Source organism: Variovorax sp. 01T432, from assembly GCF_056398605.1.
The window spans coordinates 17,437-38,895 of sequence record NZ_JBFTPS010000060.1; the positions used below are offsets into that span (position 1 = coordinate 17,437).

The window sequence follows — 21,459 nt, forward strand, 5'->3', positions numbered from 1 at the left end:
ACTCCTAGCTTCGAAGCGCTTCGATGCGCGCGGTGGTGCCGGTGCGGCAGGCCTCGGCGATGGCCAATGCGGTGGCCAGGGAACGCAGGCCGTCGATGGCTGTCGCGGCGGGCTCGCCTTCGCCGCGCATCGCGGCGCAGAAGCGGGCGACGCCGCGGGCGTAGAGGTCTTCGTGCGCCACCGGGACGGCGTGCTCGCCGCCGGCGTCGCGCAAGAGCACTTCGCCGACCGGCTGCTGCGTCATCACGTTGCGGCCGATGACCGAGCCCTTGTCGCCGTGGATCTCGATGCCGGTGCCGGCATACGGCGTCGTGAAGGCGTCGTGCAGCTGCGCGAGCACGCCGTTGTCGAAGCGCAGGGCCGCCATCACGCCGTCCTCCAGCCCGTCGCGGGCCAGGAAGGCCGACTGGGACAGGCCGACGGCTTCGACCGGCTCGGCGCCGAGGATGAAGCGCAGGGTGTCCGCGTCGTGCACGCAGATGTCGAGGATCACCCCGCCGCCGGCGGCGGGCTTGTCGATGCGCCAGCCCTGCAGGTGAGGCGGCAGGTAGACGGCGTGGAAGACGCGCGCGAAAAGCGGCCGGCCGATCGCCCCGCCCTGCACCAGCTCGCGGATCTTGCGGTGCGTGGCGGCGTTGCGCAGATGGTGATTGGTCGCCATCAGGACCCCGGCCTCGGCGCAGGCGCGCACCATCTGGCGTGCGTCGTCCAGCGTGAGGGCCAGGGGCTTCTCGCACAGCACGTGCTTGCCGGCCGCGGCGGCGGCGAGCACCCGTTCGCGATGCAGTTCATTGGTCGTGCTGACGTAGACGGCCTGCACGAGCGGGTTGGCGAGCAGCCCGGCGACGGAGTCGTGGGCGCTGTCGATGTGGTGCTGCCCGGCATAGTCCCTGGCGCGCTGCGCACTGCTGCTGGCGACGGCCACGACCTCGTGCCCCGGCTGGGCGCGGATGGCGCCGATCATGTGCTCGGCGGCGATCGTGCTGGCGCCGATCAGGCCCCATCCGACCGGCTGATTGCTTCCCATGGCGTCTCCTTTGCGGCTACATTTGTTGGAACGGTTGAATGAATTATTGGATCGTTCCAACGAAAGATCAAGGGACGATGCCGTACCCTAGGGAAAACACCCACCCAAGAAGATGCGCAACTCAACATCACCGCGTCCCGTCACCATCCTGGACGTCGCCGCCGAGGCGAAGGTATCCAAGTCGACGGTCTCGCTCGTCCTCAAGGACAGCCCGCTGATTCCGGCGGAAACTTCGGAGCGCGTGCGCGAGGCCGCGGCGAAGCTCGGCTATGTCTACAACCGCCGGGCCGGCGAGCTCCGAGGCGGTTCGTCCAGGACGATCGCCGTGGTCATCAACGACCTGATGAATCCCTTCTTCGCCGAGATCCTGATCGGTGTCGAGCGCAAGCTGGTCGAGGCCGGCTACATCGTCCTGATGGCGCACACCAACGAAGACGTCGAGCGGCAGCGGCAGGTCCTGCGCACGATGCGGGAGCAGGGCGCGGCCGGCATGGTGCTTTGCCCGGCCCTCGGCACGCCGCGCAGCCTGCCCAAGGAAGTGCAGGCGTGGGGCATCCCGCTGGTCGTGATGGTGCGCACCCTGGGGCCAGGGAGCTACGACTTCGCCGGTGCGGACAACGAGCGCGGTGTCTACGTCGCGACCCGGCACCTGCTCGCCGCGGGCCACAAGCGCATCGGCTTCCTGGGAGGGCAGACGGGCGTCGTGCTCGAACAGCGCCTGAAGGGCTTCAAGGCGGCCCTGGCCGAGCACAAGCTCGCCTTCGACGAGGGCTTGTTCGTCGCCTCGAACCCCACCCGGCAGGGCGGCTACGAGACGATGAAGGCGCTGCTGGACAAGTCACCCCGTCCGACGGCGGCGATCTGCTACAACGACATCGTCGCCTTCGGCGCGCTGTCGGCCTTGGGCGAGCGCGGGTTGAAGGCGGGCAAGGACTTCGCGCTGATGGGCTTCGACAACGTGCAGGACGCCGCGCATTCGAACCCGCCGCTCAGCACCATGGACATCCGGCCGAGCGAACTCGGCGAGCATGCGGCCGAAGTCCTGCTGGCTCGCATGGAGAAGCCGTCCCGGGCGCGGCAGCTCTACCTGGCGGAGCCGAAGCTGCTGATCCGGCAGACGGCGTAGTCCCACGCCACCGCGCCGGCCCGGCTATGCCGCCGGCGGCCCCGGCTCATCTGCGAGCCGGAGCAGCACGTCCAGCAGCACATTCGCTCCGTCCCGAAGCTCGCTCGCTCCGGTATGTTCCCGCGGGTTGTGGCTGATGCCGCGCTCGCTGGGCACGAAGATCATGGCGGCCGGGCAGATGCGGGCCATCATCTGCGCGTCGTGGCCCGCGCCCGAGCTCATCCGGCGATTCGTCAGGCCGCGCGCGTTGGCGCACGCCTCGATGATGCGCACCAACCGGCCGTCGAAGGCGACCGGCTCGAAGCGCGCCAGGCGCCGCGTCTCGATGCGCACGCCTTCTTCCCGTTCGAGCCGGGCGAGGTAGCGGGCCAGTTCCGCCTCCGCGCGCTGGAGGGTCTCCTCGTCGGTGTTGCGCAGGTCGACGGTCAGCCGGGCGCGCGCCGCGATGACGTTGACGAGACAGGGATGCAACTCGATGACCCCGACCGTCGCCACCTGGCTGCCCCCGTAGCGCCGCGCGAGCTCGCGCGCGAACACGGCGATCGCGGCGGCGCAGTAGCCGGCATCGTGGCGCAGCGGCATGGGCGTGGTGCCTGCATGGTTGGACTGGCCGCTGACCACGATCTCCTGCCAGGAGATGCCCTGCAGGTCCTCGACCGCGCCGATGGTGATGCCCTCGGCTTCCAGGACCGGGCCCTGTTCGATGTGCAGTTCCACATAGGCGTGCGCAACGATGGTGCCGCAGGGCATGTCGCCGGCGTAGCCGATGCGCGCCAGTTCGTCGCCCAGGCGCTTGCCGTCCGTGCCGATCGTGTCGAGGGCGGCCTGGAGCGGGTAGCCGCCGGCATGCACCAGGGAGCCCATCATGTCCGGCATGAACCGGACGCCTTCCTCGTTCGTGAAGGCCGCCACCACGAGCGGGCGCAGCGTCTGACGCTCGCGCGCATTGAGCCAGCTTACCACTTCAAGACCGGCCAGCACGCCGTAGTTTCCGTCGTAGCGGCCGCCCGTGGCGACGGTGTCGATGTGCGAGCCGGTCATCACGGGCGCCGCATCGGTCCTGCCCGGCCGGGTTCCGAAGATGTTGCCGAGCTGGTCGATCCGGACGCTCAGCCCCAGCGCCTTCATCCAGGCCACCAGCTGGTCGCGGCCCTGCCGGTCGGCATCCGTGAGCGCGATGCGGCACACGCCGCCGTGCTCGATGGCGCCGATGGCCGCATGCTGGTCGATGCGCGCCATGAGCGCGTCTTGCGCGATGCCTTCCCGGGCGAGCCAATCCTGCTGCGCCGCGAGCACCTCCTGCGCCGAGCGGCCGGCCAGGCTGTGGTAGATGCCGGGGGCCGTCGCGCCTTCCGTGTTGAACAGCAGGACGCGCGCGTCGGCATCGAGGCCGGCCATGCGTCGGCCCTCCGGGTCCGGCAGCAGCGCTTGCAGGGCCGCCAGGCCGGCTGCCCCCGATTCGCCGCTGAGGACGGGAACGTCGCCCGCATCGCCGGATGCCAGCGCGCGCATCGCCTGTTCGGCCTGCGCGTCGGTGACGGTCATGAAGAGGTCGACCGCGGGCCGCAGGAAGCGCCAGGCGAGCGGCGATGCCTCGCCGCAGGCGAGCCCGGCCATCACCGAATCGACCGATCCGGTGGCGCGCTCGGGCCGACCGCTGCGGGCGCTCTGCAGCAGGCAGTCCGCCTGTTCGGGTTCCACGACGATGAAGCTCGGCCGCGCCGCGCCGTAGCGCTCCCAGAAGTGGCTCGCCACGCCCGCGGCCAGCCCGCCGACCCCACCCTGGACGATGACGTGCGTGTAGGGGCACAGCGCATCGGCCGCAGCGGTCTCCAGCAGCTCGTCGACCATGATGCCGTAGCCCTGCATGACGTCGCGCGGCACCTCCTCGTAGCCCTCGTACGAGGTGTCGGAGACGACCTCCCAGCCGTTCGCCTTCGCCAGGCGCGCCGCTTCCTCGACCGAGGCGTCGTAATTGCCGGCGATGCGCACCACCTCGGCGCCGAGCGCGGCGATGGGGGCCTCGCGCTCTTCGCTCACCTGGGCGTGCAGGACGATCACGCAACGGCATCCGATGCTCTGCGCCGCCGCAGCCAGCGCCCGGCCGTGATTGCCGTCCGTCGCGCTGATGACGACGAAATCGCGCAGCGCCTGCGCGTGTCGGCCCGCGAGGATGTCGGCCGGCGTCCAGCCCTGCCCGTGCCATCGGCGCAGGACCAGCCGCAGCAAGGCCACGGGTGCGCCGAGGGCCTTGAAGCTGCCGAGCGCCGAGCGCCTGGACTCGTCCTTGATCACCAGTTGCGCGATGCCCAGGCGGGCCGCGAGCCCGGGCAATGGCCATGCGGGCGTGGGGTGCGGAGCCAGCCGGTCCCAGTTCGCCAGCCACTGGCGGCTCTCCCTGCCGCGCGCGATGTTCATCACCGCCTTCAACGACGTGTCGTAGCCGCTTCGCCGTGCCTGAGGATTGCGCAGCAGCATGTCAGCCCTTCGCTTCGGTGTCGCGAGGCAGGCGCACGCGCGCCAGCTCGGCGAAGTAGCGCGCCCCGATCGGCAGCACGCGGTCGTTGAAGTCGTAGCGCGCGTTGTGCAGCGGCACGGCCCCGGCGCTGTCGCCGTCGCCGTTCCCGATGAACACGAAGGCGCCCGGCACGACCCGCAGGAAGGCGCCGAAGTCCTCGGAGATCATCATGGCGGGTACGTTGGCATCGACGTTGTCGTGGCCGACAACCGCCCGGGCCGCGGCCACGGCGGTGGGCACGCACTCGGCCCAGTTCACGGTCGGCGCGAATTCATGCGTGTACTCGACCGCGCAGCGCGCGCCATGGGCCTGGCAGATGCCCTCGCAGATCTCGCGCATCCTGCGTTCGAGCAGGGCCTGCACTTCGGTTGAATAGCTGCGCGTGTCCCCCTTGATCAGCACCTCGGTGGGCAGCGCGTTGCGGATGCCGTCCGTGATGAACTCGGTGCAGGACAGCACGGCGGGCTCGCCCGGGTCGAGCGAGCGCGACACGATCGACTGCAGCGCGAGCACGATCTCGGCGCCGATCACCAGCGGGTCCACGGCCATGTGCGGCCGCGCCGCGTGTCCACCGCGGCCGGTGATGCGGATGACGAAGTTGTCCTCGCTGGCCATGATGCCGCCGACGCGCGTCGCGATGTGGCCGACGGGCAGGCCGGGAATGTTGTGCGCGCCGTGGATCTCGTCGACGGGAAAGCGCTCGAGAAGGCCATCGGCCAGCATCGCGGCGGCGCCGCGGCCGTGCTCTTCCGCGGGCTGGAAGATGAATCGCACGGTCCCGTCGAAGTCGCGGCGGCGCGCGAGCAACTGCGCGGCGCCCAGCAGCATGGCCATGTGGCCGTCGTGGCCGCACGCGTGCATGCAACCGGCGGTCTCGGAGGCGTATGCGCGTCCCGGCGCCGCTTCCGTGAGGGCGAGCGCGTCCATGTCGGCGCGCAGGCCGATGACGCCGGCGCCGCCGCCGACGCGCAGATTGGCGACGATGCCCGTGCCGCCGATGCCTCGGTGCACCTCGAGGCCCAGCATCTCGAGAACCTGGCCGACGTAGCCGGCCGTTCGCACTTCCTGGAAGCCCGTCTCGGGAATCCGGTGGAGGTGGTGCCTCCAGCGGACCCACTGGGCTTCGAACTCGACTTCATTCTGTGCTTCGGGCATCGCGGTCTCGGGTGATGACATGGCCCATTCTTCGGCCGGAACGTCGGGTGGATGCACCGACTTCGATGATTGTCATGGCCTGCTCCGAGGTGTCGGGCGAATTCGACTTCCTCATCATCGCGAATGCGGCCTCGATGGACTCGCAACTTCGATCTCATGGGTGCGAAATGAGAACTTAAGTTGCATTTTTCGGTTGACGGAGTAGAAAGGCCTCCGCAACCACAGGAGGCCGTGGTGCACCGGGCAACTCCGCCTGGACAGGGTCTGGCCTCGATCTCAAGGAAGTGGAGACGCGCATGCCTACCTACATGACAAGCTTCAGCTACAATACGGAGGGCTGGCAGAAGCTGGCCAAGCATCCCGAGGACCGCAGCATTCCGGTCAAGGCGCTGGTCGAGAAGCTGGGCGGAAAGCTGCTCAGCATGTACTACATGGCGGGCGACTACGACGGCTTCATCATCTATGAAGCCCCGGATGCCAAGGCGGCCGCCACCGCCATCATCGCCGTCGAACTCGCCGGACACATCCGCACCCTCAAGACCTCCCAGCTCTACACGGTCGGCGAGACCGTCGAGATGCTGGGCAAGGCAGGCAAGCTGGCCTATCCCCCACCCAAGGGCTGAGGCAGGCGGATCGCGCCCGCTTCTGGCCAAGGCCAGGCCGGCGCCCGGGAGTGCGGCCAGCGGCCTCGCGCGGACTTTGCCGGGCGCCGCTCCGGCAGAATGCGGCCACAACTCACATGGCTCGACACTCCCCACCGATGCGCGGCAAATTCCTCGACCTCGAAGCGGCCTCGCCAGAGGATGCCGAAGACCTCGTCACGCTGCGCATCGCCGCCATGCGCCCGAGCCTGGAGCGCCTCGGCCGTTTCGACTCCCAACGCGCGAGGGACCGATTCCTGGCCACCTTCGCGCCGGTGCATACCCGGCATCTGGTCGTCGAGGGGCGCAGGGTCGGCTTCGTCGTGCTGCGCCCTCACGCAGGGCAGCTGCTTCTTGACCATCTCTACGTAGACCCCGCGCACCAGGGCCGGGGTATCGGCGCGGCAGCGCTCGCGGTCGTGTTCGCGGAAGCGGACGCGCAAGGGATGCCCGTTCGCGTCGGTGCCTTGCGGGGCAGCGATTCGAATCGCTTCTATGCGCGGCATGGTTTCGAGCGCGTCGAAGAGACCGAATGGGACATCCACTATGTTCGAACACCGCAGATTGGCGGGGTATCCGGCCCGTGCAACATGCCGATACCGCAATCCCAATGAAAAATTCGAAGTCCTCCCTCACGACGCTATGCCTGGGCGCCATCGGCGTGGTGTACGGCGACATCGGCACATCGCCCCTCTACGCGTTCAAGGAGGTCTTCGCCAACGGCCATGTCGCCGTGACGCCGGACAACATCCTCGGCGTCCTGTCGCTCTTCTTCTGGACGCTGACGGTGATCGTCTCCATCAAGTACGTCGGGCTCATCATGCGGGCGGACAACCATGGCGAGGGCGGCCTGATGGCGCTGCTCGCACTGGCTTCGCAGGCCGTCAAGGACAAGCCGAAGGTCCATCGCGTATTGATGGTGTGCGGCGTCTTCGGCGTCGCATTGTTCTTTGGCGACGGCGTGATCACGCCCGCCATCTCCGTGCTGTCGGCGGTCGAGGGCCTGGAGATCGTCACCCCGGCCGCCAAGCCCTTCGTGCTGCCGATCTCCTTCGCCGTGCTGGTCATGCTCTTCATGTTGCAGAAGAGGGGAACGGCACAGATAGGCCGGTTCTTCGGTCCCGTCATGGTGCTCTGGTTCCTGGCGATCGGGCTCAGCGGATTGCCTTCGATCATCGACAACCCGGCCGTGCTGAAGGCGATCTCGCCCACCTATGCCCTGCGTTTCGGATACGAGCATTACCAGCTGGCATTCATCACCCTGGGGGCGGTCTTTCTTTGCGTGACGGGGGCGGAGGCGCTCTATGCCGACATGGGCCACTTCGGCAAGGGCCCCATTCAATGGGCATGGTTCGGCCTGGTGATGCCCGCATTGAGCCTCAACTATTTCGGCCAGGGCGCCCTGGTACTGGCCAATCCGAAGGCCATTGAGAATCCCTTCTTCCTCATGACGCCGGCCTGGGCTCTGATCGCGATGGTGGTCCTGGCGACCGCGGCGACGGTCATTGCGTCCCAGGCCCTCATCTCCGGCGCGTTCTCGGCGACCAAGCAGACGATCCAGCTGGGCTATCTGCCTCGAATGACGATCAAGCACACGTCGGAACACGACAAGGGGCAGATCTATGTGCCGGCGGTGAACTTCGCGCTGCTGGCCGGCGTGGTCCTGGCGGTCGGCATGTTCCACTCATCCACCGCCCTTGCGGCGGCCTATGGCATCTCCGTCAGCCTGGTCATGGTGATCACGACGGCGCTGACCTTCTTCGTCATCCGGTATGGATGGGGCTACCCGCTGCCGGTATGCGTGGCGGCCACGGGCTTCTTCTTCGCCGTCGACATCTCCTTCTTCGCATCGAATCTGCTCAAGATCGTCGATGGGGGTTGGTTCCCGCTGCTGATGGCGGGAGGCCTGTTCGTGATCCTCGCCACCTGGAAGGATGGCCAGGTCGTTCTGTCGGCCAAGCTGCGCGAGGATGCCATCGAGCTGGCGCCCTTCCTGGAAGGCGTGATTGCCCACCCGCCGACGCGCGTCGCCGGAACGGCCGTGTTCCTCACGGCGGAAACCGGGATCGTTCCCAACGCGATGCTCCACAACCTGAAGCACAACAAGGTGCTGCACGAATTCAATCTGTTCGTGACGATGCGGGCGCACGAGGTGCCCCGGGTCGAACTCGCGGATCGCGGCGAAATCACACCGATCGCCGAGGATTGCTGGAAGGTCATCCTGCACTTCGGCTTCATGGACATCCCCGACGTGCCCAAGGCGCTGAGCCAGATCGCGGGCCGGGAGTTCAGGCTGGACCCGATGACCACCAGTTACTTTCTGTCGCGCGACATCGTCGTGCCGGCGATCGGCGACGGCATGGCCAAGTGGCGCGAGAAGCTCTTCGTGCAGATGCATCGCAGCGCCAGCGCCGCGGCCGAGTACCTCTATCTGCCCAACAATTCGGTGGTCGAACTGGGCACCAAGATCGAGATCTGACGGATCGACCTCAAAGGGTGCGCTCGGCGCGCTGCGGCAGCAGCACGATGCAGGCAAGAATGAACGCCGCCAGGACGGCCGTCGCCGTGTACCGGCTCATCTCGAGTCCGCCGGCGGCGTGGGGCTTGTCCAGGAAATCCCCGAGCGTGGCGCCGAAGGGCCGCGTCAGGATGAAGGCTGCCCAGAAGAGGGCCGTGCGCGACATCCTCGTCCATAGGTACGCCGCCCCGACCAGGGCCAGCGCCGCCGCGAAGACAAGGGCGCCGCCCTCGTAGCCCAGACCCAGGCCGGTATCGGGATCGGCCATCCAGTCGCCCAGCGCTGTCCCGAGGGTCTGCGAGAACATGATCGTGGCCCAATAGAACACCTCGGCCTTTCGCGACGTGATGGCCGAGACGGAGACTGAACCGAGCGTCCGATGCCAAAGGAACAAGGTGGCAAGGAGGAGAAGGAGAAGCGTCGACGCGCCGCCCAGGTAACCGATCCCCAGGGATCGATCCAGCAGATCGGCGAGCGTTGTTCCTGCCGTGGTCGTCGCGACGATCACGAACCAGAACAGAAAAGGACGGAAGCCCTTCGCCGCGATCTGGGTCCATACGGCGCCGATGAAGATCGTGGCGAAGATGGCGGTTCCCACCAGGTAGCCCAGGTTCATCGACATCGTGACCGCATCACCGGCGGTTTCACCCAGCGTTGTCGCCGCTATCTTCACCAGCCAGAACCAGAGGGTGACTTCGGCGACTTTGCCAAGGGGGAGTTCGGTGTCGGTGTGCATGTTGGGCCGGGTGGCGTTCGGGGGAACGGGTGACGGAAGCTTGTATGGCGGGCCGCGCCGGCCGTCGCCAGCGGGCCGAGCTTCTTGGTGTAGGTGGCGGCCGGACAGTTCCCACTCATTCCGATGACCGGAGATCGAGGACCGGGATCCGACGGGCTCAGGGCACTGGCGGGGGCTGGTGCGCGACAGCCGCGTCCCGGCCGAGTGCGGCGACGATGCGCGCGAGCTTGTCGGGATTGCGCTGGGCATGGATGCGCACGATGCGCTCGCCGTCCGTCTCGATGGCCTGCGCCGATTCGAGCTCGCCATCGATGAAGCGCAGCAGGCCCCATTGGCCGTTGATGCGCACGACTTCGAACCGCACCGCCTCGCGGTAGCGCAGGTTCGTCGCGAGGTAGAGCTGGGCGATGCGCTGGGCGCCCACCAGCGGAACGCCGAAGCTCGGCACCTTGCCGCCGCCGTCGCCGATGAGCTGAGCGTCGTCGGCGAGCATGGCCTTGAGCGCCGCGAACTCCCCGCGCGTCGCCGCTTCGGCGAATCCGCGCATCAGGCGCTGCTGGGTTTCGTGCGGGACGATGTAGCGAGGCCGCTTGTCCTGCAACTGTGTCTTGGCGCGATGAACGAGCTGCCTGCACGCGCTCTCGGTCTTGCCGAGGGTTTCGGCCACCTCGCCATAGTCCGCATCGAAGACTTCGCGCAGCAGGAAGGCCGCGCGGGCCTCGGGCGCCAGGCGCTCCAGCATCGCCAGGAACGCGATCGACACGTCGTCGGCCCGCTCCAGTTCCTGTTCCGGTGTGGCCGGCGATTCGGAGAGCATGGGTTCGGGCAGCCACGTGCCGATGTAGTGCTCGCGCTGAACCTTCGCGCTGCGCAGCCTGTCGATCGCCAGCCGCGTGGTGACGGCGACCAGCCAAGCCTCGCTGCTGTCCAGGCGCTCCTGCTCGGCCTCATGCCAGCGCAGCCAGGCGTCCTGGACCACTTCCTCCGCCTCGGCCGAGGAGCCCAGCATGCGGTAGGCGATGCCCTGCAGGCGAGGGCGAAGGCGCGTGAAGGTATCGGTCGGGTCGTTCATGGCTATGTAGACGTTCGGCACCCTTGTCTTGTGACAGGCATGACTGGAAGCCGCCAGCAGGGCTGAGTCGATGTTCCTGAGCCGGGCCTGCGAAACATTAGCCCCAATCGGCGGTGGCGGCCAGAAATTTTGTCCACCCGCATGTCACAAACCCGCGCGCCCCAACGTCTTGCAGGCATGGACAGTCGCATGGGGCGGCCGTCCGGTCAGCCAGTAGACAACACTGGACGAAAAGGACTTCATATGAAGATCGTCGTCATCGGCGGCAGCGGGCTCATTGGATCAAGGTTGGTGAAGAAGCTTCGCCAACGGGGACACGAGGCCGTCGCCGCCTCGCCCTCGGCGGGCGTCAACACCCTGACGGGAGAGGGGTTGGCAGCGGCCCTGGCGGGCGCGCAGGTCGTCGTGGACGTTGCGAACTCGCCTTCGTTCGAGGACGCCGCCGTCATGCATTTCTTCGAAACCTCCGGTCGCAACCTGCTCGCCGCGGAACAAGCCGCCGGCGTCGGGCACCACGTCGCGCTGTCGGTGGTGGGCACCGAGCGCCTTCTTGAAAGCGGCTACTTCCGCGCAAAGATGGCGCAGGAGAACATGATCAAGGCCTCGACTGTCCCGTACACGATCGTGCGCGCGACGCAGTTCTTCGAGTTCGCCGGAAGCATCGCCGCCACGAGCACCGACGGGGACACGGTTCGACTTTCCCCCGCGCTCGCGCAGCCGATGGCGGCGGAAGACGTGGCCGATGCCCTGTCGGAGATCGCGCTCGAAGCGCCGGCCAACGCGATGATCGAAATCGCGGGCCCCGTGGCGCTGGGCCTCGACAAGTTCGTCGGCCAGTTCCTGGCCGCGACCGGGGACACGCGCAAGGTGGTCGCGGACCCCGACGCGCTCTACTTCGGCATGGCGCTGGACGATCAGTCGCTCACCCCGGGCAAGAACCCGCGTCTGGGCAAGACCACCCTCGCGGACTGGCTCAGCCGCTCCCGCGAGACGCCATAAAGGCAGCCGCCGCTCACCATGAGAAGGACGGACGGCTCCGCCCGGAGCCTGGCGCGCGAGCACGCCGGGGCAGGCTGGCTGGCCGAGCCGCTTGCCGGCGGTTCGACCCTTTCGGCCGACCAGCTGCTGGAATGCGTCGAGAACGTCTCGATCGCCTTCTTCACCCTGCTCGAAGGGCTGGCCCCGCAAGCGCGGGCCGCCTTTCTGACGCGAGAAGTGTTCGGCGCGGGCTACGGCGAAATCGCGGTCGCGCTCGGCAAGAGCGAGACGGCCTGCCGCCAGCTGGTCCGCCGCGCGAGGCTCCAGCTGCGGGAGCGGCGTGCCCGCTTCGCGCTCTCGAAGGAAACGCACCTGCGCCTGCTTCGTGACTTCGCCTCGGCCTCGGAGCACGCGGACCTGGCCATGCTGAAGTCGATGCTGGCCGAGGACGCGGAGCTCATCGGCGACGACGGCCGCAAGGCCCCGGGCTTGGGCAAGCCGCTGCAGGGCGGCGAGCGCATCGCGCAGCTCTATCTCGCGGCCGGCAGGCGCCATGGGAACGCGCTGCGCACCCGGCTTGCCCCCATCAATGGCGAATGGGGCTTTCTGCGATTCATCGACGGCGTCCTCGAATCGGTGCAGTCGCTCGAAACGGACGGCACTCGCATCGTGCGCATCCGCGTGCAGCGAGATCCCGGGAAGCTGGCCCGTCTGGCTTCGATCCTGAAAAACCGTTGAAGACGTTGTCACAAGGCGATGCCGCCGAACGTCTTCTGCATGTGAACACCACGAACCTCAACCCTCCAAAAGGAACCCTCATGAACCAAGCCCGACTCCCCTGGACCCAGATCGCGCCCAAGGCCTACCAGGCCCTGGCCGGCGTCAACGCCCTCATTGCCAAGTCCCCACTGGGCCCCGGGCTCATGGAGCTCGTGCAGACCCGCGTCTCGCAGATCAACGGCTGCGCCTTCTGCCTCGACATGCACGCTCGCGAACTTCGCAAGCAGGGAGAAGGCTGGCAACGCATCAACAGTGTCTCGACGTGGCGCGAAGTCGGCTTCTACAGCGAACGCGAACGCGCGGCACTGAACTGGGCCGAGACCATGACCCGGCTGGCGGACCAGCACGGCGATCACGAAGGCGCCTTCGAGCACTTGAAGGACGTGTTCAGCGAGCAGGAGATCGTCGAGTTGACCTGGACGATCGCCCTGATCAATGCATGGAACCGGATGTCCGTGGGCATGCGCACGCCGCCTTCCGACAGGCCGATCGAATGAGCGCGCGGCGCAGATCGCGAGCAAGAGTCACGAAAGGAAAGAACATGCTGAATCTCGGAAAGATCGGAGCGCAGCTGCTGCTGGCGTCCGGCGTCGTCCTGGCTCCCTACGCCGTTGCGGCTCCGCAGCCCGTGGTCGGGACGCTCATGACGAAGGAGCTGGCGAACATTCCCGGCAAGGAAGTCCTGATGCTCAACGTGGACTATCCGCCGGGCGCGGTGGAGCCGCTGCATCACCACGATGCGCATGCCTTCGTCTACGTGGTGGAGGGATCCATCGTGATGGGGGTCAAGGGCGCCAAGGAGGTGACGCTGACACCGGGGCAGACCTTCTATGAAGGCCCCCATGACATCCACACCGTGGGCCGAAACGCCAGCAGCACCCGGCCTGCGAAGTTCGTCGTGGTGCTGGTGAAGGACAAGGACGCCCCCTTCTACATCCTGAAGTAGACGCGGCGATCATTTCCGCCAGGGATGCTCGCACCGCGGTCGACGACGAGGTGGAGCGCCTGCTGGAAGCCGAGCAACTCAACACCACGCCGCAGGTGTTCTGGAGCGGCGTACGCGTCGAGGAAGCCATGCGCCGCGTGGCGGAGGGCAGTGCATTGACGGACGTCGCGCTGGACCTCGGCTTCTCCGCGCCGGGGAATTTCTCGCGCTTCTTCAAGGAGCACACGGGGGTCTCGCCGTCGATCTACAAGCGGGCCACGCGCGAGCCCTCGCCCGTCACCGTGACCGGGATTCCGCGCGAGCAGAACGTCGGGCCATGACCGGCGACCCTCGGGGCTGCTCGACCAGGGGGAGCTGTCGAGTCCCCTGCTCGGCATCAGGTGGACCTGCCGCGTGCGGCCTTCCTTTGGCTCTCCTCGCGCCGCGTGCTCGTGCCCGCCGACGCACCGGCGCCATTCAACTGGTCGATCGATGACAAGGCGTCGACATGGGACATGAAGCGGTTGAGGTACTCCGGCGAGAGTTCGCGCATCAGCGCGAGGGCACGATGCACGAGGTGGTGCGAGTTGAGCGGGCCGGCATTCTCCGGCACCTTCGCCAGCGACTGCATCAGCCATCGATCCGCGCTGAGCCTCGACCAGGTGCTCTTGAAGTAGCGCAGCGACTTCAGTTCGGGCGCGGGGGCGAGACGGGATGCGGCATCGCTCGCCGTCGGCCCTTCCCCGGGGGCCGACGCATGCCGGGCGAGGAGGTCCACCAGTTCCGCGAGCGCCCCGCGAGGGGCCGGGCCTTGCGTGCCACGCGGGTCCGCCGGCTCGCATGGCGCGCTCGCGCGGCCGGCCTTCTCGAGGCCTTCGCCATAGGCTGCGAGCAGCCTGGCCACCTTGTCGTCCAGGATGCGCCGCGCGTCGCCGCGGTGGGCTTGCGCCCGTCGGGCCAGGACCTCGATCAGGCGAAAGCGCACGGGATCGAGGAGATGATCGCCGCGCGCGCGCCATGCGTCGAGCATCGCGTCGGTTTCGCAAGCCTCGGCGCTACTCACGGGGCTTCACGTTGGCGTTGGACGGTCTCGGCGTGGGCGCCATCTCCACGCGCCGGTTCCTGGCGCGTCCGTCGGCATCGGCATTCGACGCCACGGCCTGCTCGGAGCCGAAGGCCGCCGCGAAGACCGAGGCCGACGGAACGCCTTCCTCGATCAAGGTCCGCGTCACCGTCAGGGCGCGCTGGGCCGAGAGCTCCCAGTTGTCGGCGAATCGGCGATTGCCGTCGCGCACCTGGCGGTCGTCGGTGAAGCCGCTCACCATCAGGATCTCGTCACGCGCCTGGAGGTAGGCGGCCAGCGGCGCGGTCAGGCTCTTGAGCAATTGCCGCCCCTCGGGTTGCAGCTCCGCGGAATTGAAGGCGAACAGCAGGCTGCCGCTGATGCCGATGCGCCCGTTGTTCAGCGTCACCCGGCCCGCCGCGAGCGGGCCCGCCAGGGCCTTCTCGAGCGCCTGCCGGCGCTGTGCCTCGACCTGGCGCTGGTGGACCTCGGACTCCAGCTTCGCCGCCAGTTCCAGCTGCATGCCGAGCGCGCAGACGAGGATCAGCACGAAGGCCCCGAGCAACCCCGACATCAGGTCGCCGAAGACCGCCCATACCGGCACGGTCGGCTCGATGCCGGCGTCGATGTCCTCGCTCATCATGCTTCGCTGCCCACGCTTGCCTGCCTGCTGGCGAGCTGCTGCAGGTCCTCGACGATCTGCTTCTGCGACATGATGCTCAGGTCGATCACCTCCCGCGCCTGCGCCACGTAGTACGCCAGCTGGTCGTCGCTGCGCGCGATGGACTTGCCGAGCGCGCCCTCGATGCGCTGCAGATGGGCCACCAGCTTGTCGTTCGATTCACTGAACAGCTGCACCGCGAAGCCGAAGGTCTCGCCCAGGCTGGCCACTTCGACGGCGCTGCCGGTGATCTGCGCGGCGACGGCGGCCATCTTGCCGGCTTCCTCGTCGACCTTTTCCGTGAAGCGGCTGCCGACGCGCTCCAGCAGACCCGCCGACGCGGCGACCAGCTCRTCGACGGCCGCCCGCTGTTCGGTGGAGGCATGGTTCACGGCGTCGAGCACGGTCCCCAGCGTGTCCAGGATGCGGCTGCGTTCCTCCAGCATCGTGTTGTCGCGGGCCATGCTCTCGGAGAGCTTCTGGCGCAGTTCGGCCACCACTTCGGCCGCGGCCCGGGGCGCCTCCGCGGCGGCCTGCAGGAGCCGGGCGATCTCGGCGATCGTGTTCTTCGCATGTGCTTCCGTCTGGGCGGACATCTCGCTGGCGGTCTGCGCCAGCGTCTCGCACAGCTGCTGCTGCAGGCTCATGGTGTGCGCGCCCGCCTGCTGCCACTCCTGCTGCAGCGAGGCGGCCATCGCCTCCAGCGCCTGCGTCCAGCCCGACAGCCGCTGCTCGTCGCGCGAGGCCAGCTCGGCCTGCAGGTTGGCATGCGACTGGTCGACGGTGCGCAGCAGCGAGGCCGCGTGCGTCTCGAAGCTCGCCGCCGCCGCCGCCACGGACTCGCGCGCGTCGGTCGACACATGGCTCAGCGTGCTTTCCAGGCGGGCGGAGATGCCGTCCACCAGCGAAGCCGAGCGCTGCTCGAAGCTCTCGGCGAACTGGTCGAGCGAGCTGCGCATGTCCTTGGACAGCGTCTCGGTCGTGCGCTGATGCTCCGCGAGCGCGGCCTTCCAGGTCGATGCCACGTCGAGGGTGGTGGCCTCGAAGCGGCTGGACAGCCCCTCGAGTTGCCGCTGCGCGGTGAGCGTGATGGTGTCGTGCAAGGTGGCCGTTTCGCGCGCGATGCCGGCCATGGTCGCCTCGACCACCGGCTGGATCGTCGCGCCGGCGATGCGGGCGCCCTCGGTCAGGCTCTGCTTCAACGACCGGTCGATGGAGGAGGCCAGGCTGGCGTATGCGGCCTCGGCCTTGCTGTGGAAGTGGTCCTGGCCGCTGGCCAGGCGCTCGCTCAGCGTCTGGCTCTGCAGCCCCATCGCCGCCATCATGGCTTGCAGCTGCTCGACCAGCTCGGGCATCAGCCGGGTCTGTTGCTGCAGCAGCTTGAAGGACTCCTCGCGCTGATGGGCCAGCGAGTAGACACGCAGGCTGGTCGCGATCCGCGTGTCGAGCGCCTGTCCGGCCTGCAGTCGCTCGCGCCGGCACCAGGCCGAGGCGAGACCCAGCATCGCGGACGCGGCCACGCCCGCCACCGAGGTCCCGAACGCCAGCCCCAGGCCCTTCACCGGGGCGGAGAGAGAGGCGCGGACGGCCTGCAGGTCCGTCGCGCTGTCGAGCGCCATGCCGGTGCCGTTCAGCGTCACCACCATGCCGAGGAAGGTGCCCAGCATCCCCAGCAGCACCAGCAAGCCGGCCAGATATGGCGTGAGCGCCGGGCCGGGCAGGCCCACGCGCTCGCCCTCGATGCGCAGCCGCACCGCGTTCTGCAGGGAAGGGTGCAGCCGGCTCAGCCAGTGGCCCAGGCTCGCCGGAGGCTCGGACAAGTCCGCCACGGCACGTTCCAGCGTGGAAGTGGCCTGCTGGAAGCGATGCAGTTCCAGCGCGCCCATCAGGTAGCACGCGCCCACGAGCACCGTGACGGCCAGCGCCAACGGGTTCGAGCCGACGTATCCGGCACCGACCCAGCACACCGCGGCCAGGCCGATGACAAGGACCGTGTATTGAAAGAATCTACTCATGGCACTCTGGTTGCCTCATGCGAAGGGCCGCGAGCAGCCCATCGACCGGTTGAAATCGAAAGTCCAGTTCGGCGAGCAGCACGTCCTGGAAATCCCTGCGGAAGACGACCAGCCACTCGGCGGGGGGGGCCGTGCGGTCGGGCTCGTCCGGCGCCTGCGTGTCGCCCTGCGTCGCCTGGCCGGCCTGGCGCAAGCGCTCGAAATGCCTCTCGAGCGCCACGGGCACGGTCGCGAGCAGGCTGCGCTCGCGCGCATCCAGCACCCGCTCCATGACGGCATCCACGGCCGCCAGCCGGCTCATGGCGGGCGAGCGGGCCGCCAGCGCCGCACGCAGGCGACCGCGCAGGGGTCCGATGCTCGCCTCCATCGCCTGTTGCCGGGCGAGGTAGCGCTGGCGAAACGGCGCGAAGTCGGCGGTCGTTTCCATCGGCTCGCCGCTGGCGGGCGCGTGCAGGTGCAAACGTCCCCGGTCGTTCGTGAATGCGCGCCTGTCGGCGATGGCATTCGCCAACGCGGCGCGCACACGGGTGCATTCGCCTTCCTCGGCGCTCGCCGATGCTCGTGTGCCGGATCGCGCAGTCGCCGGATGGCCATCGAGCACCGTGGACAGCGAGATGGCATCGGTCCAGCCGAACCACTGACTCAATCGATCCGCGGTGGCCTGCCTGGATTCGCGGATGTCGATGTCGGTCAGTCGAGAGAGCAAGCGAATGAGCGCGGAGTCGTTGAAACCTGTGCGCCGTGAAACTTGCGCCATACTGCCAGACCGAAAAACGCGTCAGTCTACACTGCTCAGTGGGTGAAGACGGCTGCGCAGTGAATCCGGCAAGGTGGTCTCCCTGGCTTCGCGTCCCGCATCGGGATCGCGAATTCGTTGGAGGGTCAGATCTCGACCCGCGAACCCAGCTCGATCACGCGATTCGCCGGCAGCTTGAGATAGCTGGCCATGTTGGCCATGTCGTGCGACATGGCCGCAAACAGCTTCTCGCGCCACAGCGACATGCCTTGACCGCGCGTCGGGACCACCACGGCGTGGCTCAGGAAATACGAGGCCTTCATCGGTTCGATCGACAGTCCCTGCGCCGCGCAAGTCCTCAGCGCCAGCGGCAGGTCGCCCTCGTGCCGAATACGCCGCAAATCAGCAGGTTGCGGCGCAGCCACGACCACCAGCGACCAGAGGATCAGCGAGACCACGCCGACCACGCCGACCACGCCGACCACGCCGACCACGTTCGCGGCACTCGGCGCCGGGCCGTACGCAGCGTCGAAAACGGTGTTCATCGTGTACAGCGGGCTCGTGCCGATGTCGCCGAACACACTGCGCGCAAGCGGAATAGGGCGCGAATCGCCCGCTTCATCAGTCAGGAGCTGGAACGGATGCGGCCTCTGCCAGATGGCGCGCGTTGTCATGGAATTCATTCGTCCAGGCGATTTCTTTACTCCATTTTTGCGCGGCGACAGTCAACATGTGCTTGTGCCTGCGGGGCGAAATCTCAAGGTGTGAATATGCTGAAACTTCTGGTGCCTGTCGACGACTCCGAGCGGGCGTTGCGTGCGGTCCGGCATGCTGCCTCGTTGTTCAAGGATCACTGCGTCTCGCAAGTCGTCCTTCTGAATGTTCAGCCCCCTTTGGAGCAAGGGCGCGCATGCGCGTATCGCTCGATAGACGCGTTGCACAAGATTGAGGAGGAACGCGGGGAAGCCGCTCTGCGACCCGCATGCCGGATCCTGGACGAGGCGGGCGCGAGCTACGTCGCGCGGATGGAGGTGGGCGAAATCGTGCCGACGATCTCTCAGGTGGCCGCGGCGAACGACTGCAATGGCATCGTCATGGGTACGGGGGGCCGTACGCCTATCGGCGCGTTGATGGCGGCCGGCCGGGCAAACAGGGTGGCTCGCACGTCCCACGTGCCGGTGACGATGGTCGAGTGAGCGTCGCCGTTCGCGGCCGGAACATCAGGGGTGACCAGGCCGGTGATGGCCAGCATCGCCGCCGTGCGCGTCGCAGCACGAAGCCGCCCCGGGCGCCGGCTTCGCGAGCGCTTCCGGCTCGTAGCGATCATGGTGGCGCACCCAATCCATCGGGTAGGCCGGGTTGTGCTCGTCGCGGCCCTTGGGCGTGAGATCCAGTATCTGGTAGGTGCCCATCATCACCTCCACGCCACGCCCGTAGGCCGAGTAGGTGTGGAAGACTTCGCCCGCGTCGTCCTTGTAGAACACGCTGATGCCGGGTGCTTCCTCGCTCGGGAAGGGCCGCATGCCGTAGTTGTAGGGGACCTCGCCCCTGGCCAGCTCTTCCGGCGTGAAGCTGACGCCGAAGTCGTGGTTGAAGTCGCCGCCATGCGAGGACACCCACTTGAACTGCCAGCCCATGCGCTGGCGAAAGCGCTCGATCTCGGCCAGCGGCGCGCGCGAGACGGCCAGCAGCGTGACGTCGCGATGCGCCAGATGCGGCCTCATGCCCTCGATGTGGTCGGCCATGAACGAACAGCTCGGGCAGCCTTGATCCCAACCCGGGCCGAGCATGAAGTGCTGCACCACCAACTGGCGCCGGCCTTCGAAGAGCTCGGCGAGCGTGCGCCGGCCCTCGGGTGTGTCGAAGGCGTAATCCTTCTCGATGCGCTCCCACGGCAGCGCGCGGCGTTCGCGGGCGATCTGGTCGTGCAATCGCGTCAGCTCCTTCTCGTGCGCCAGCAGCGTCTTGCGCTGCGCGACCCACTGGTCCCTGGAGACCACGGGATGGTTCACTGTGCCTGCTTCGGCAAGGGTGGTGTTCATGATGTGCTCCTTGGCTCGAAGAGCCGTTCGGGTTTCGACAACGCGCCGGTCGCGGTCATGACCGGACTCTTTTCGGACGTCGCACGGCGCGGACCTTGCCGCTCGCCCCGCCGCCGCAATAGAACAGATCCGCCCCGTCGGACTCGAGGCCGCTCACGCTGGTGCCGGGCGGCATCTCCAGCCGCTCGAGCACGGCGCCGCTGCGCGGATCGATCCGGCGGATGTCGCTCTCGTCCCCTTCCCATGTCCCGTGCCACAGCTCGCCCTCGACCCAGGTCACGCCGGTCACGAAGCGGTTGGATTCGATGGTGCGCATGACGGCGCCGGTCGCCGGATCGATCTGGTGGATCTTGCGGTCGCGGTACTGGCCCACCCACAGGCTGCCCTCGGCCCAGGTGAGGCCCGAGTCGCTGCCGTGGCCGGGCGCCGGGATCGAGGCCACCACCTCGCCGGTGGCGGGGTCGATCTTGTCGATGCGTGCCTCGGCGATCTGATAGAGGTGCTTGCCGTCGAAGGCGGTGCCGGCGTCGCAGGCGCAGTCGAGCGTGCGCGCGGGCTCCCCGCTGCGGGGGTCGAAGGCGATCAGGCGGGCCCCGGTGGCGGCCCAGACGCTGAAGCCGTCGTGCGTCACGCCGTGGACGTGGTCGGCGCCCGCGAAGGGGCCGAATTCGCGCACGATCTCGGCCGCGCGCACCGTGGCGTGGGGACTGTCGTTGCCTGTCTTGCGGGTCATCGCCTTGCTCCTTGCGGCGCGCCTCGGATCGGCGCCGTGGGGCCACTCTACTCAAGCTGGAGTGCGGCGGGGAGTAACAAAATCGTCGTGAATCCGGCCAGCGGCGGCGACAGCCAGCGACGCGCGCGGGCCAGTCCGATCGAGCGCACCCGGCCGGCGGCCTCCAGCTCGACGAGCGCGCGCTGGACGGTGCGCTGGCTCGCCCCCAGGGCCAGCGCCAGCGCCGAGGTCGACCAGGCCGCGCCGTCGGAAAGCAGCGCCACCAGCGAGGCCTGGTCGCCGTCGATGGGCGGCGCCAGCACGACGACCTCGCGTGCGTCGCGCGGCCGCAGCACGAAGCCCTGCGCGGTGGCCTCGATGCACGCCAGCGTGGCGACGAGCGCGCGCAGGCGGCCGATCTCCACGCGCAGGCGCGCGCGATGCGACTCGTCGGGGTGGCGGGTGCCGAAGGCCCGCGCGATCAGGGCGTCCCGATCGACGTCGCGAGGCCAGGCCCCGGCGAGCGCGTGCGCCAGCGCGAACAGCACCGGTCGGCGCGCCAGCGGCTGCCACGCGGCGCCGGCGCGCAGCCCGCGTCGGCAGGCGTCGAGCACCAGCGCGCCCGAGGCCAGGAGCGCCTCGACCTCGTCGAGTCGCAGGCTCTGCTCGCCGCCGCCGAAGTGGCGCCGGGCGGCGGGCCGATCGAGCGCGGCCCGCGCCTGCGCCACTTCGGCCAGCAGCGCCGGCACGCGCG

22 protein-coding genes and 2 pseudogenes are annotated in these 21,459 nt (G+C 68.3%); 10 read left to right on the forward strand and 14 right to left on the reverse strand.

The genetic code is table 11. The annotated features are described in order from the left end of the window. Window positions 1-4: 4 nt before the first annotated feature. Window positions 5-1,027, reverse strand: a complete 1,023-nt coding sequence (locus tag AC1DNF_RS30185; RefSeq protein ID WP_478152342.1) for a Gfo/Idh/MocA family protein — start codon at window positions 1,025-1,027, stop codon at window positions 5-7. A gap of 112 nt (window positions 1,028-1,139) precedes the next feature. On the opposite strand from AC1DNF_RS30185, the gene AC1DNF_RS30190 reads away from it, so the two are divergent. Continuing rightward, window positions 1,140-2,153: a LacI family DNA-binding transcriptional regulator gene (locus AC1DNF_RS30190; RefSeq protein WP_478152343.1), complete on the forward strand. Its 1,014-nt coding sequence runs from the start codon at window positions 1,140-1,142 to the stop codon at window positions 2,151-2,153. Between the two features lie 24 nt (window positions 2,154-2,177). Here AC1DNF_RS30190 and AC1DNF_RS30195 read toward each other — a convergent pair whose 3' ends face one another. From AC1DNF_RS30195 to AC1DNF_RS30205, 3 genes and pseudogenes are all read right to left on the reverse strand, one after another. Further along, the gene (locus AC1DNF_RS30195) at window positions 2,178-3,410 is read right to left on the reverse strand and encodes a M20 family metallo-hydrolase (protein ID WP_478152363.1); all 1,233 of its coding nucleotides are present in this window, start codon (window positions 3,408-3,410) and stop codon (window positions 2,178-2,180) included. A gap of 24 nt (window positions 3,411-3,434) precedes the next feature. Then, window positions 3,435-4,631, reverse strand: a pseudogene (locus tag AC1DNF_RS30200) (diaminopropionate ammonia-lyase); the annotation flags it as partial. A 1-nt stretch (window position 4,632) separates the two neighbouring features. Further along, on the reverse strand, window positions 4,633-5,826 hold the full coding sequence (locus AC1DNF_RS30205; protein WP_478152344.1) for a M20 aminoacylase family protein: 1,194 nt from the start codon (window positions 5,824-5,826) through the stop codon (window positions 4,633-4,635). 296 nt (window positions 5,827-6,122) lie between these two features. Between AC1DNF_RS30205 and AC1DNF_RS30210 the strand changes: the two genes are divergently transcribed. The 3 genes from AC1DNF_RS30210 to AC1DNF_RS30220 all read left to right on the forward strand — a co-directional run bounded on the left by AC1DNF_RS30210 (window position 6,123) and on the right by AC1DNF_RS30220 (window position 8,946). Beyond that, window positions 6,123-6,449, forward strand: coding sequence for a GYD domain-containing protein (locus AC1DNF_RS30210; protein ID WP_478152345.1), 327 nt, complete (start codon window positions 6,123-6,125; stop codon window positions 6,447-6,449). A gap of 137 nt (window positions 6,450-6,586) precedes the next feature. Continuing rightward, a complete protein-coding gene (locus AC1DNF_RS30215; RefSeq protein ID WP_478152346.1) occupies window positions 6,587-7,081 on the forward strand; it encodes a GNAT family N-acetyltransferase in 495 nt (164 codons plus the stop codon). Continuing rightward, window positions 7,078-8,946, forward strand: coding sequence for a potassium transporter Kup (locus tag AC1DNF_RS30220; protein ID WP_478152347.1), 1,869 nt, complete (start codon window positions 7,078-7,080; stop codon window positions 8,944-8,946). Before AC1DNF_RS30215 ends, AC1DNF_RS30220 begins: the two co-directional genes overlap by 4 nt. 10 nt (window positions 8,947-8,956) lie before the next feature. Here AC1DNF_RS30220 and AC1DNF_RS30225 read toward each other — a convergent pair whose 3' ends face one another. Then, entirely contained in the window at window positions 8,957-9,721 is a 765-nt protein-coding gene (locus AC1DNF_RS30225; protein WP_478152364.1) for a COG4705 family protein, read from the reverse strand. A 157-nt stretch (window positions 9,722-9,878) separates the two neighbouring features. Then, window positions 9,879-10,793: an RNA polymerase sigma-70 factor gene (locus AC1DNF_RS30230; protein ID WP_478152348.1), complete on the reverse strand. Its 915-nt coding sequence runs from the start codon at window positions 10,791-10,793 to the stop codon at window positions 9,879-9,881. 243 nt (window positions 10,794-11,036) lie between these two features. Between AC1DNF_RS30230 and AC1DNF_RS30235 the strand changes: the two genes are divergently transcribed. From AC1DNF_RS30235 to AC1DNF_RS30255, 5 genes are all read left to right on the forward strand, one after another. Further along, window positions 11,037-11,792, forward strand: a complete 756-nt coding sequence (locus tag AC1DNF_RS30235; RefSeq protein ID WP_478152349.1) for an SDR family oxidoreductase — start codon at window positions 11,037-11,039, stop codon at window positions 11,790-11,792. Between the two features lie 18 nt (window positions 11,793-11,810). Beyond that, on the forward strand, window positions 11,811-12,509 hold the full coding sequence (locus AC1DNF_RS30240; RefSeq protein ID WP_478152350.1) for a sigma factor-like helix-turn-helix DNA-binding protein: 699 nt from the start codon (window positions 11,811-11,813) through the stop codon (window positions 12,507-12,509). An 80-nt stretch (window positions 12,510-12,589) separates the two neighbouring features. Further along, on the forward strand, window positions 12,590-13,048 hold the full coding sequence (locus AC1DNF_RS30245; protein WP_478152351.1) for a carboxymuconolactone decarboxylase family protein: 459 nt from the start codon (window positions 12,590-12,592) through the stop codon (window positions 13,046-13,048). Window positions 13,049-13,092: 44 nt separating this feature from the next. Then, window positions 13,093-13,497 (forward strand): cupin domain-containing protein, encoded by a 405-nt coding sequence (locus AC1DNF_RS30250; protein ID WP_478152352.1) that lies wholly within the window; start codon window positions 13,093-13,095, stop codon window positions 13,495-13,497. A 50-nt stretch (window positions 13,498-13,547) separates the two neighbouring features. Beyond that, the gene (locus AC1DNF_RS30255; protein WP_478152353.1) at window positions 13,548-13,817 is read left to right on the forward strand and encodes a helix-turn-helix domain-containing protein; all 270 of its coding nucleotides are present in this window, start codon (window positions 13,548-13,550) and stop codon (window positions 13,815-13,817) included. Between the two features lie 56 nt (window positions 13,818-13,873). Here AC1DNF_RS30255 and AC1DNF_RS30260 read toward each other — a convergent pair whose 3' ends face one another. The 5 genes from AC1DNF_RS30260 to AC1DNF_RS30280 all read right to left on the reverse strand — a co-directional run bounded on the left by AC1DNF_RS30260 (window position 13,874) and on the right by AC1DNF_RS30280 (window position 18,625). Then, window positions 13,874-14,539, reverse strand: coding sequence for a DUF2894 domain-containing protein (locus tag AC1DNF_RS30260; protein ID WP_478152354.1), 666 nt, complete (start codon window positions 14,537-14,539; stop codon window positions 13,874-13,876). Continuing rightward, entirely contained in the window at window positions 14,532-15,179 is a 648-nt protein-coding gene (locus AC1DNF_RS30265) for an OmpA family protein (protein WP_478152355.1), read from the reverse strand. The genes AC1DNF_RS30260 and AC1DNF_RS30265 overlap by 8 nt, the downstream gene beginning before the upstream one ends. After that, entirely contained in the window at window positions 15,179-17,215 is a 2,037-nt protein-coding gene (locus tag AC1DNF_RS30270) for a DUF802 domain-containing protein (protein ID WP_478152356.1), read from the reverse strand. The genes AC1DNF_RS30265 and AC1DNF_RS30270 overlap by 1 nt, the downstream gene beginning before the upstream one ends. Beyond that, on the reverse strand, window positions 17,208-17,972 hold the full coding sequence (locus AC1DNF_RS30275) for a DUF3348 domain-containing protein (protein ID WP_478152357.1): 765 nt from the start codon (window positions 17,970-17,972) through the stop codon (window positions 17,208-17,210). The genes AC1DNF_RS30270 and AC1DNF_RS30275 overlap by 8 nt, the downstream gene beginning before the upstream one ends. A gap of 125 nt (window positions 17,973-18,097) precedes the next feature. Beyond that, on the reverse strand, window positions 18,098-18,625 hold the full coding sequence (locus AC1DNF_RS30280) for a KUP/HAK/KT family potassium transporter (protein ID WP_478152358.1): 528 nt from the start codon (window positions 18,623-18,625) through the stop codon (window positions 18,098-18,100). Between the two features lie 96 nt (window positions 18,626-18,721). Here AC1DNF_RS30280 and AC1DNF_RS30285 point away from each other — a divergent pair, with 96 nt between their 5' ends. Next, entirely contained in the window at window positions 18,722-19,147 is a 426-nt protein-coding gene (locus AC1DNF_RS30285; protein WP_478152359.1) for a universal stress protein, read from the forward strand. Window positions 19,148-19,171: 24 nt separating this feature from the next. Here the strand turns inward: AC1DNF_RS30285 and AC1DNF_RS30290 are convergent, their stop codons facing one another. The 3 genes and pseudogenes from AC1DNF_RS30290 to AC1DNF_RS30300 form a co-directional block, all read right to left on the reverse strand. Then, window positions 19,172-19,993 (reverse strand): DUF899 domain-containing protein, encoded by an 822-nt coding sequence (locus AC1DNF_RS30290; protein ID WP_478152360.1) that lies wholly within the window; start codon window positions 19,991-19,993, stop codon window positions 19,172-19,174. 55 nt (window positions 19,994-20,048) lie between these two features. Continuing rightward, complete coding sequence (locus AC1DNF_RS30295) at window positions 20,049-20,726, reverse strand: Vgb family protein (RefSeq protein WP_478152361.1); 678 nt, start codon at window positions 20,724-20,726, stop codon at window positions 20,049-20,051. Between the two features lie 47 nt (window positions 20,727-20,773). After that, a pseudogene (locus tag AC1DNF_RS30300) lies at window positions 20,774-21,459 on the reverse strand (helix-turn-helix domain-containing protein); the annotation flags it as partial.

Bases quoted from the DNA above. Each gene is read 5' to 3' on its own strand.
- AC1DNF_RS30185 (WP_478152342.1), bottom strand. From the start codon at position 1,027: ATGGGAAGCAATCAGCCGGTCGGATGGGGCCTGATCGGCGCCAGCACG.
- AC1DNF_RS30190 (WP_478152343.1), top strand. From the start codon at position 1,140: ATGCGCAACTCAACATCACCGCGTCCCGTCACCATCCTGGACGTCGCC.
- AC1DNF_RS30205 (WP_478152344.1), bottom strand. From the start codon at position 5,826: ATGCCCGAAGCACAGAATGAAGTCGAGTTCGAAGCCCAGTGGGTCCGC.
- AC1DNF_RS30210 (WP_478152345.1), top strand. From the start codon at position 6,123: ATGCCTACCTACATGACAAGCTTCAGCTACAATACGGAGGGCTGGCAG.
- AC1DNF_RS30215 (WP_478152346.1), top strand. From the start codon at position 6,587: ATGCGCGGCAAATTCCTCGACCTCGAAGCGGCCTCGCCAGAGGATGCC.
- AC1DNF_RS30220 (WP_478152347.1), top strand. From the start codon at position 7,078: ATGAAAAATTCGAAGTCCTCCCTCACGACGCTATGCCTGGGCGCCATC.
- AC1DNF_RS30225 (WP_478152364.1), bottom strand. From the start codon at position 9,721: ATGCACACCGACACCGAACTCCCCCTTGGCAAAGTCGCCGAAGTCACC.
- AC1DNF_RS30230 (WP_478152348.1), bottom strand. From the start codon at position 10,793: ATGAACGACCCGACCGATACCTTCACGCGCCTTCGCCCTCGCCTGCAG.
- AC1DNF_RS30235 (WP_478152349.1), top strand. From the start codon at position 11,037: ATGAAGATCGTCGTCATCGGCGGCAGCGGGCTCATTGGATCAAGGTTG.
- AC1DNF_RS30240 (WP_478152350.1), top strand. From the start codon at position 11,811: ATGAGAAGGACGGACGGCTCCGCCCGGAGCCTGGCGCGCGAGCACGCC.
- AC1DNF_RS30245 (WP_478152351.1), top strand. From the start codon at position 12,590: ATGAACCAAGCCCGACTCCCCTGGACCCAGATCGCGCCCAAGGCCTAC.
- AC1DNF_RS30250 (WP_478152352.1), top strand. From the start codon at position 13,093: ATGCTGAATCTCGGAAAGATCGGAGCGCAGCTGCTGCTGGCGTCCGGC.
- AC1DNF_RS30265 (WP_478152355.1), bottom strand. From the start codon at position 15,179: ATGAGCGAGGACATCGACGCCGGCATCGAGCCGACCGTGCCGGTATGG.
- AC1DNF_RS30275 (WP_478152357.1), bottom strand. From the start codon at position 17,972: ATGGCGCAAGTTTCACGGCGCACAGGTTTCAACGACTCCGCGCTCATT.
- AC1DNF_RS30280 (WP_478152358.1), bottom strand. From the start codon at position 18,625: ATGACAACGCGCGCCATCTGGCAGAGGCCGCATCCGTTCCAGCTCCTG.
- AC1DNF_RS30285 (WP_478152359.1), top strand. From the start codon at position 18,722: ATGCTGAAACTTCTGGTGCCTGTCGACGACTCCGAGCGGGCGTTGCGT.
- AC1DNF_RS30290 (WP_478152360.1), bottom strand. From the start codon at position 19,993: ATGAACACCACCCTTGCCGAAGCAGGCACAGTGAACCATCCCGTGGTC.
- AC1DNF_RS30295 (WP_478152361.1), bottom strand. From the start codon at position 20,726: ATGACCCGCAAGACAGGCAACGACAGTCCCCACGCCACGGTGCGCGCG.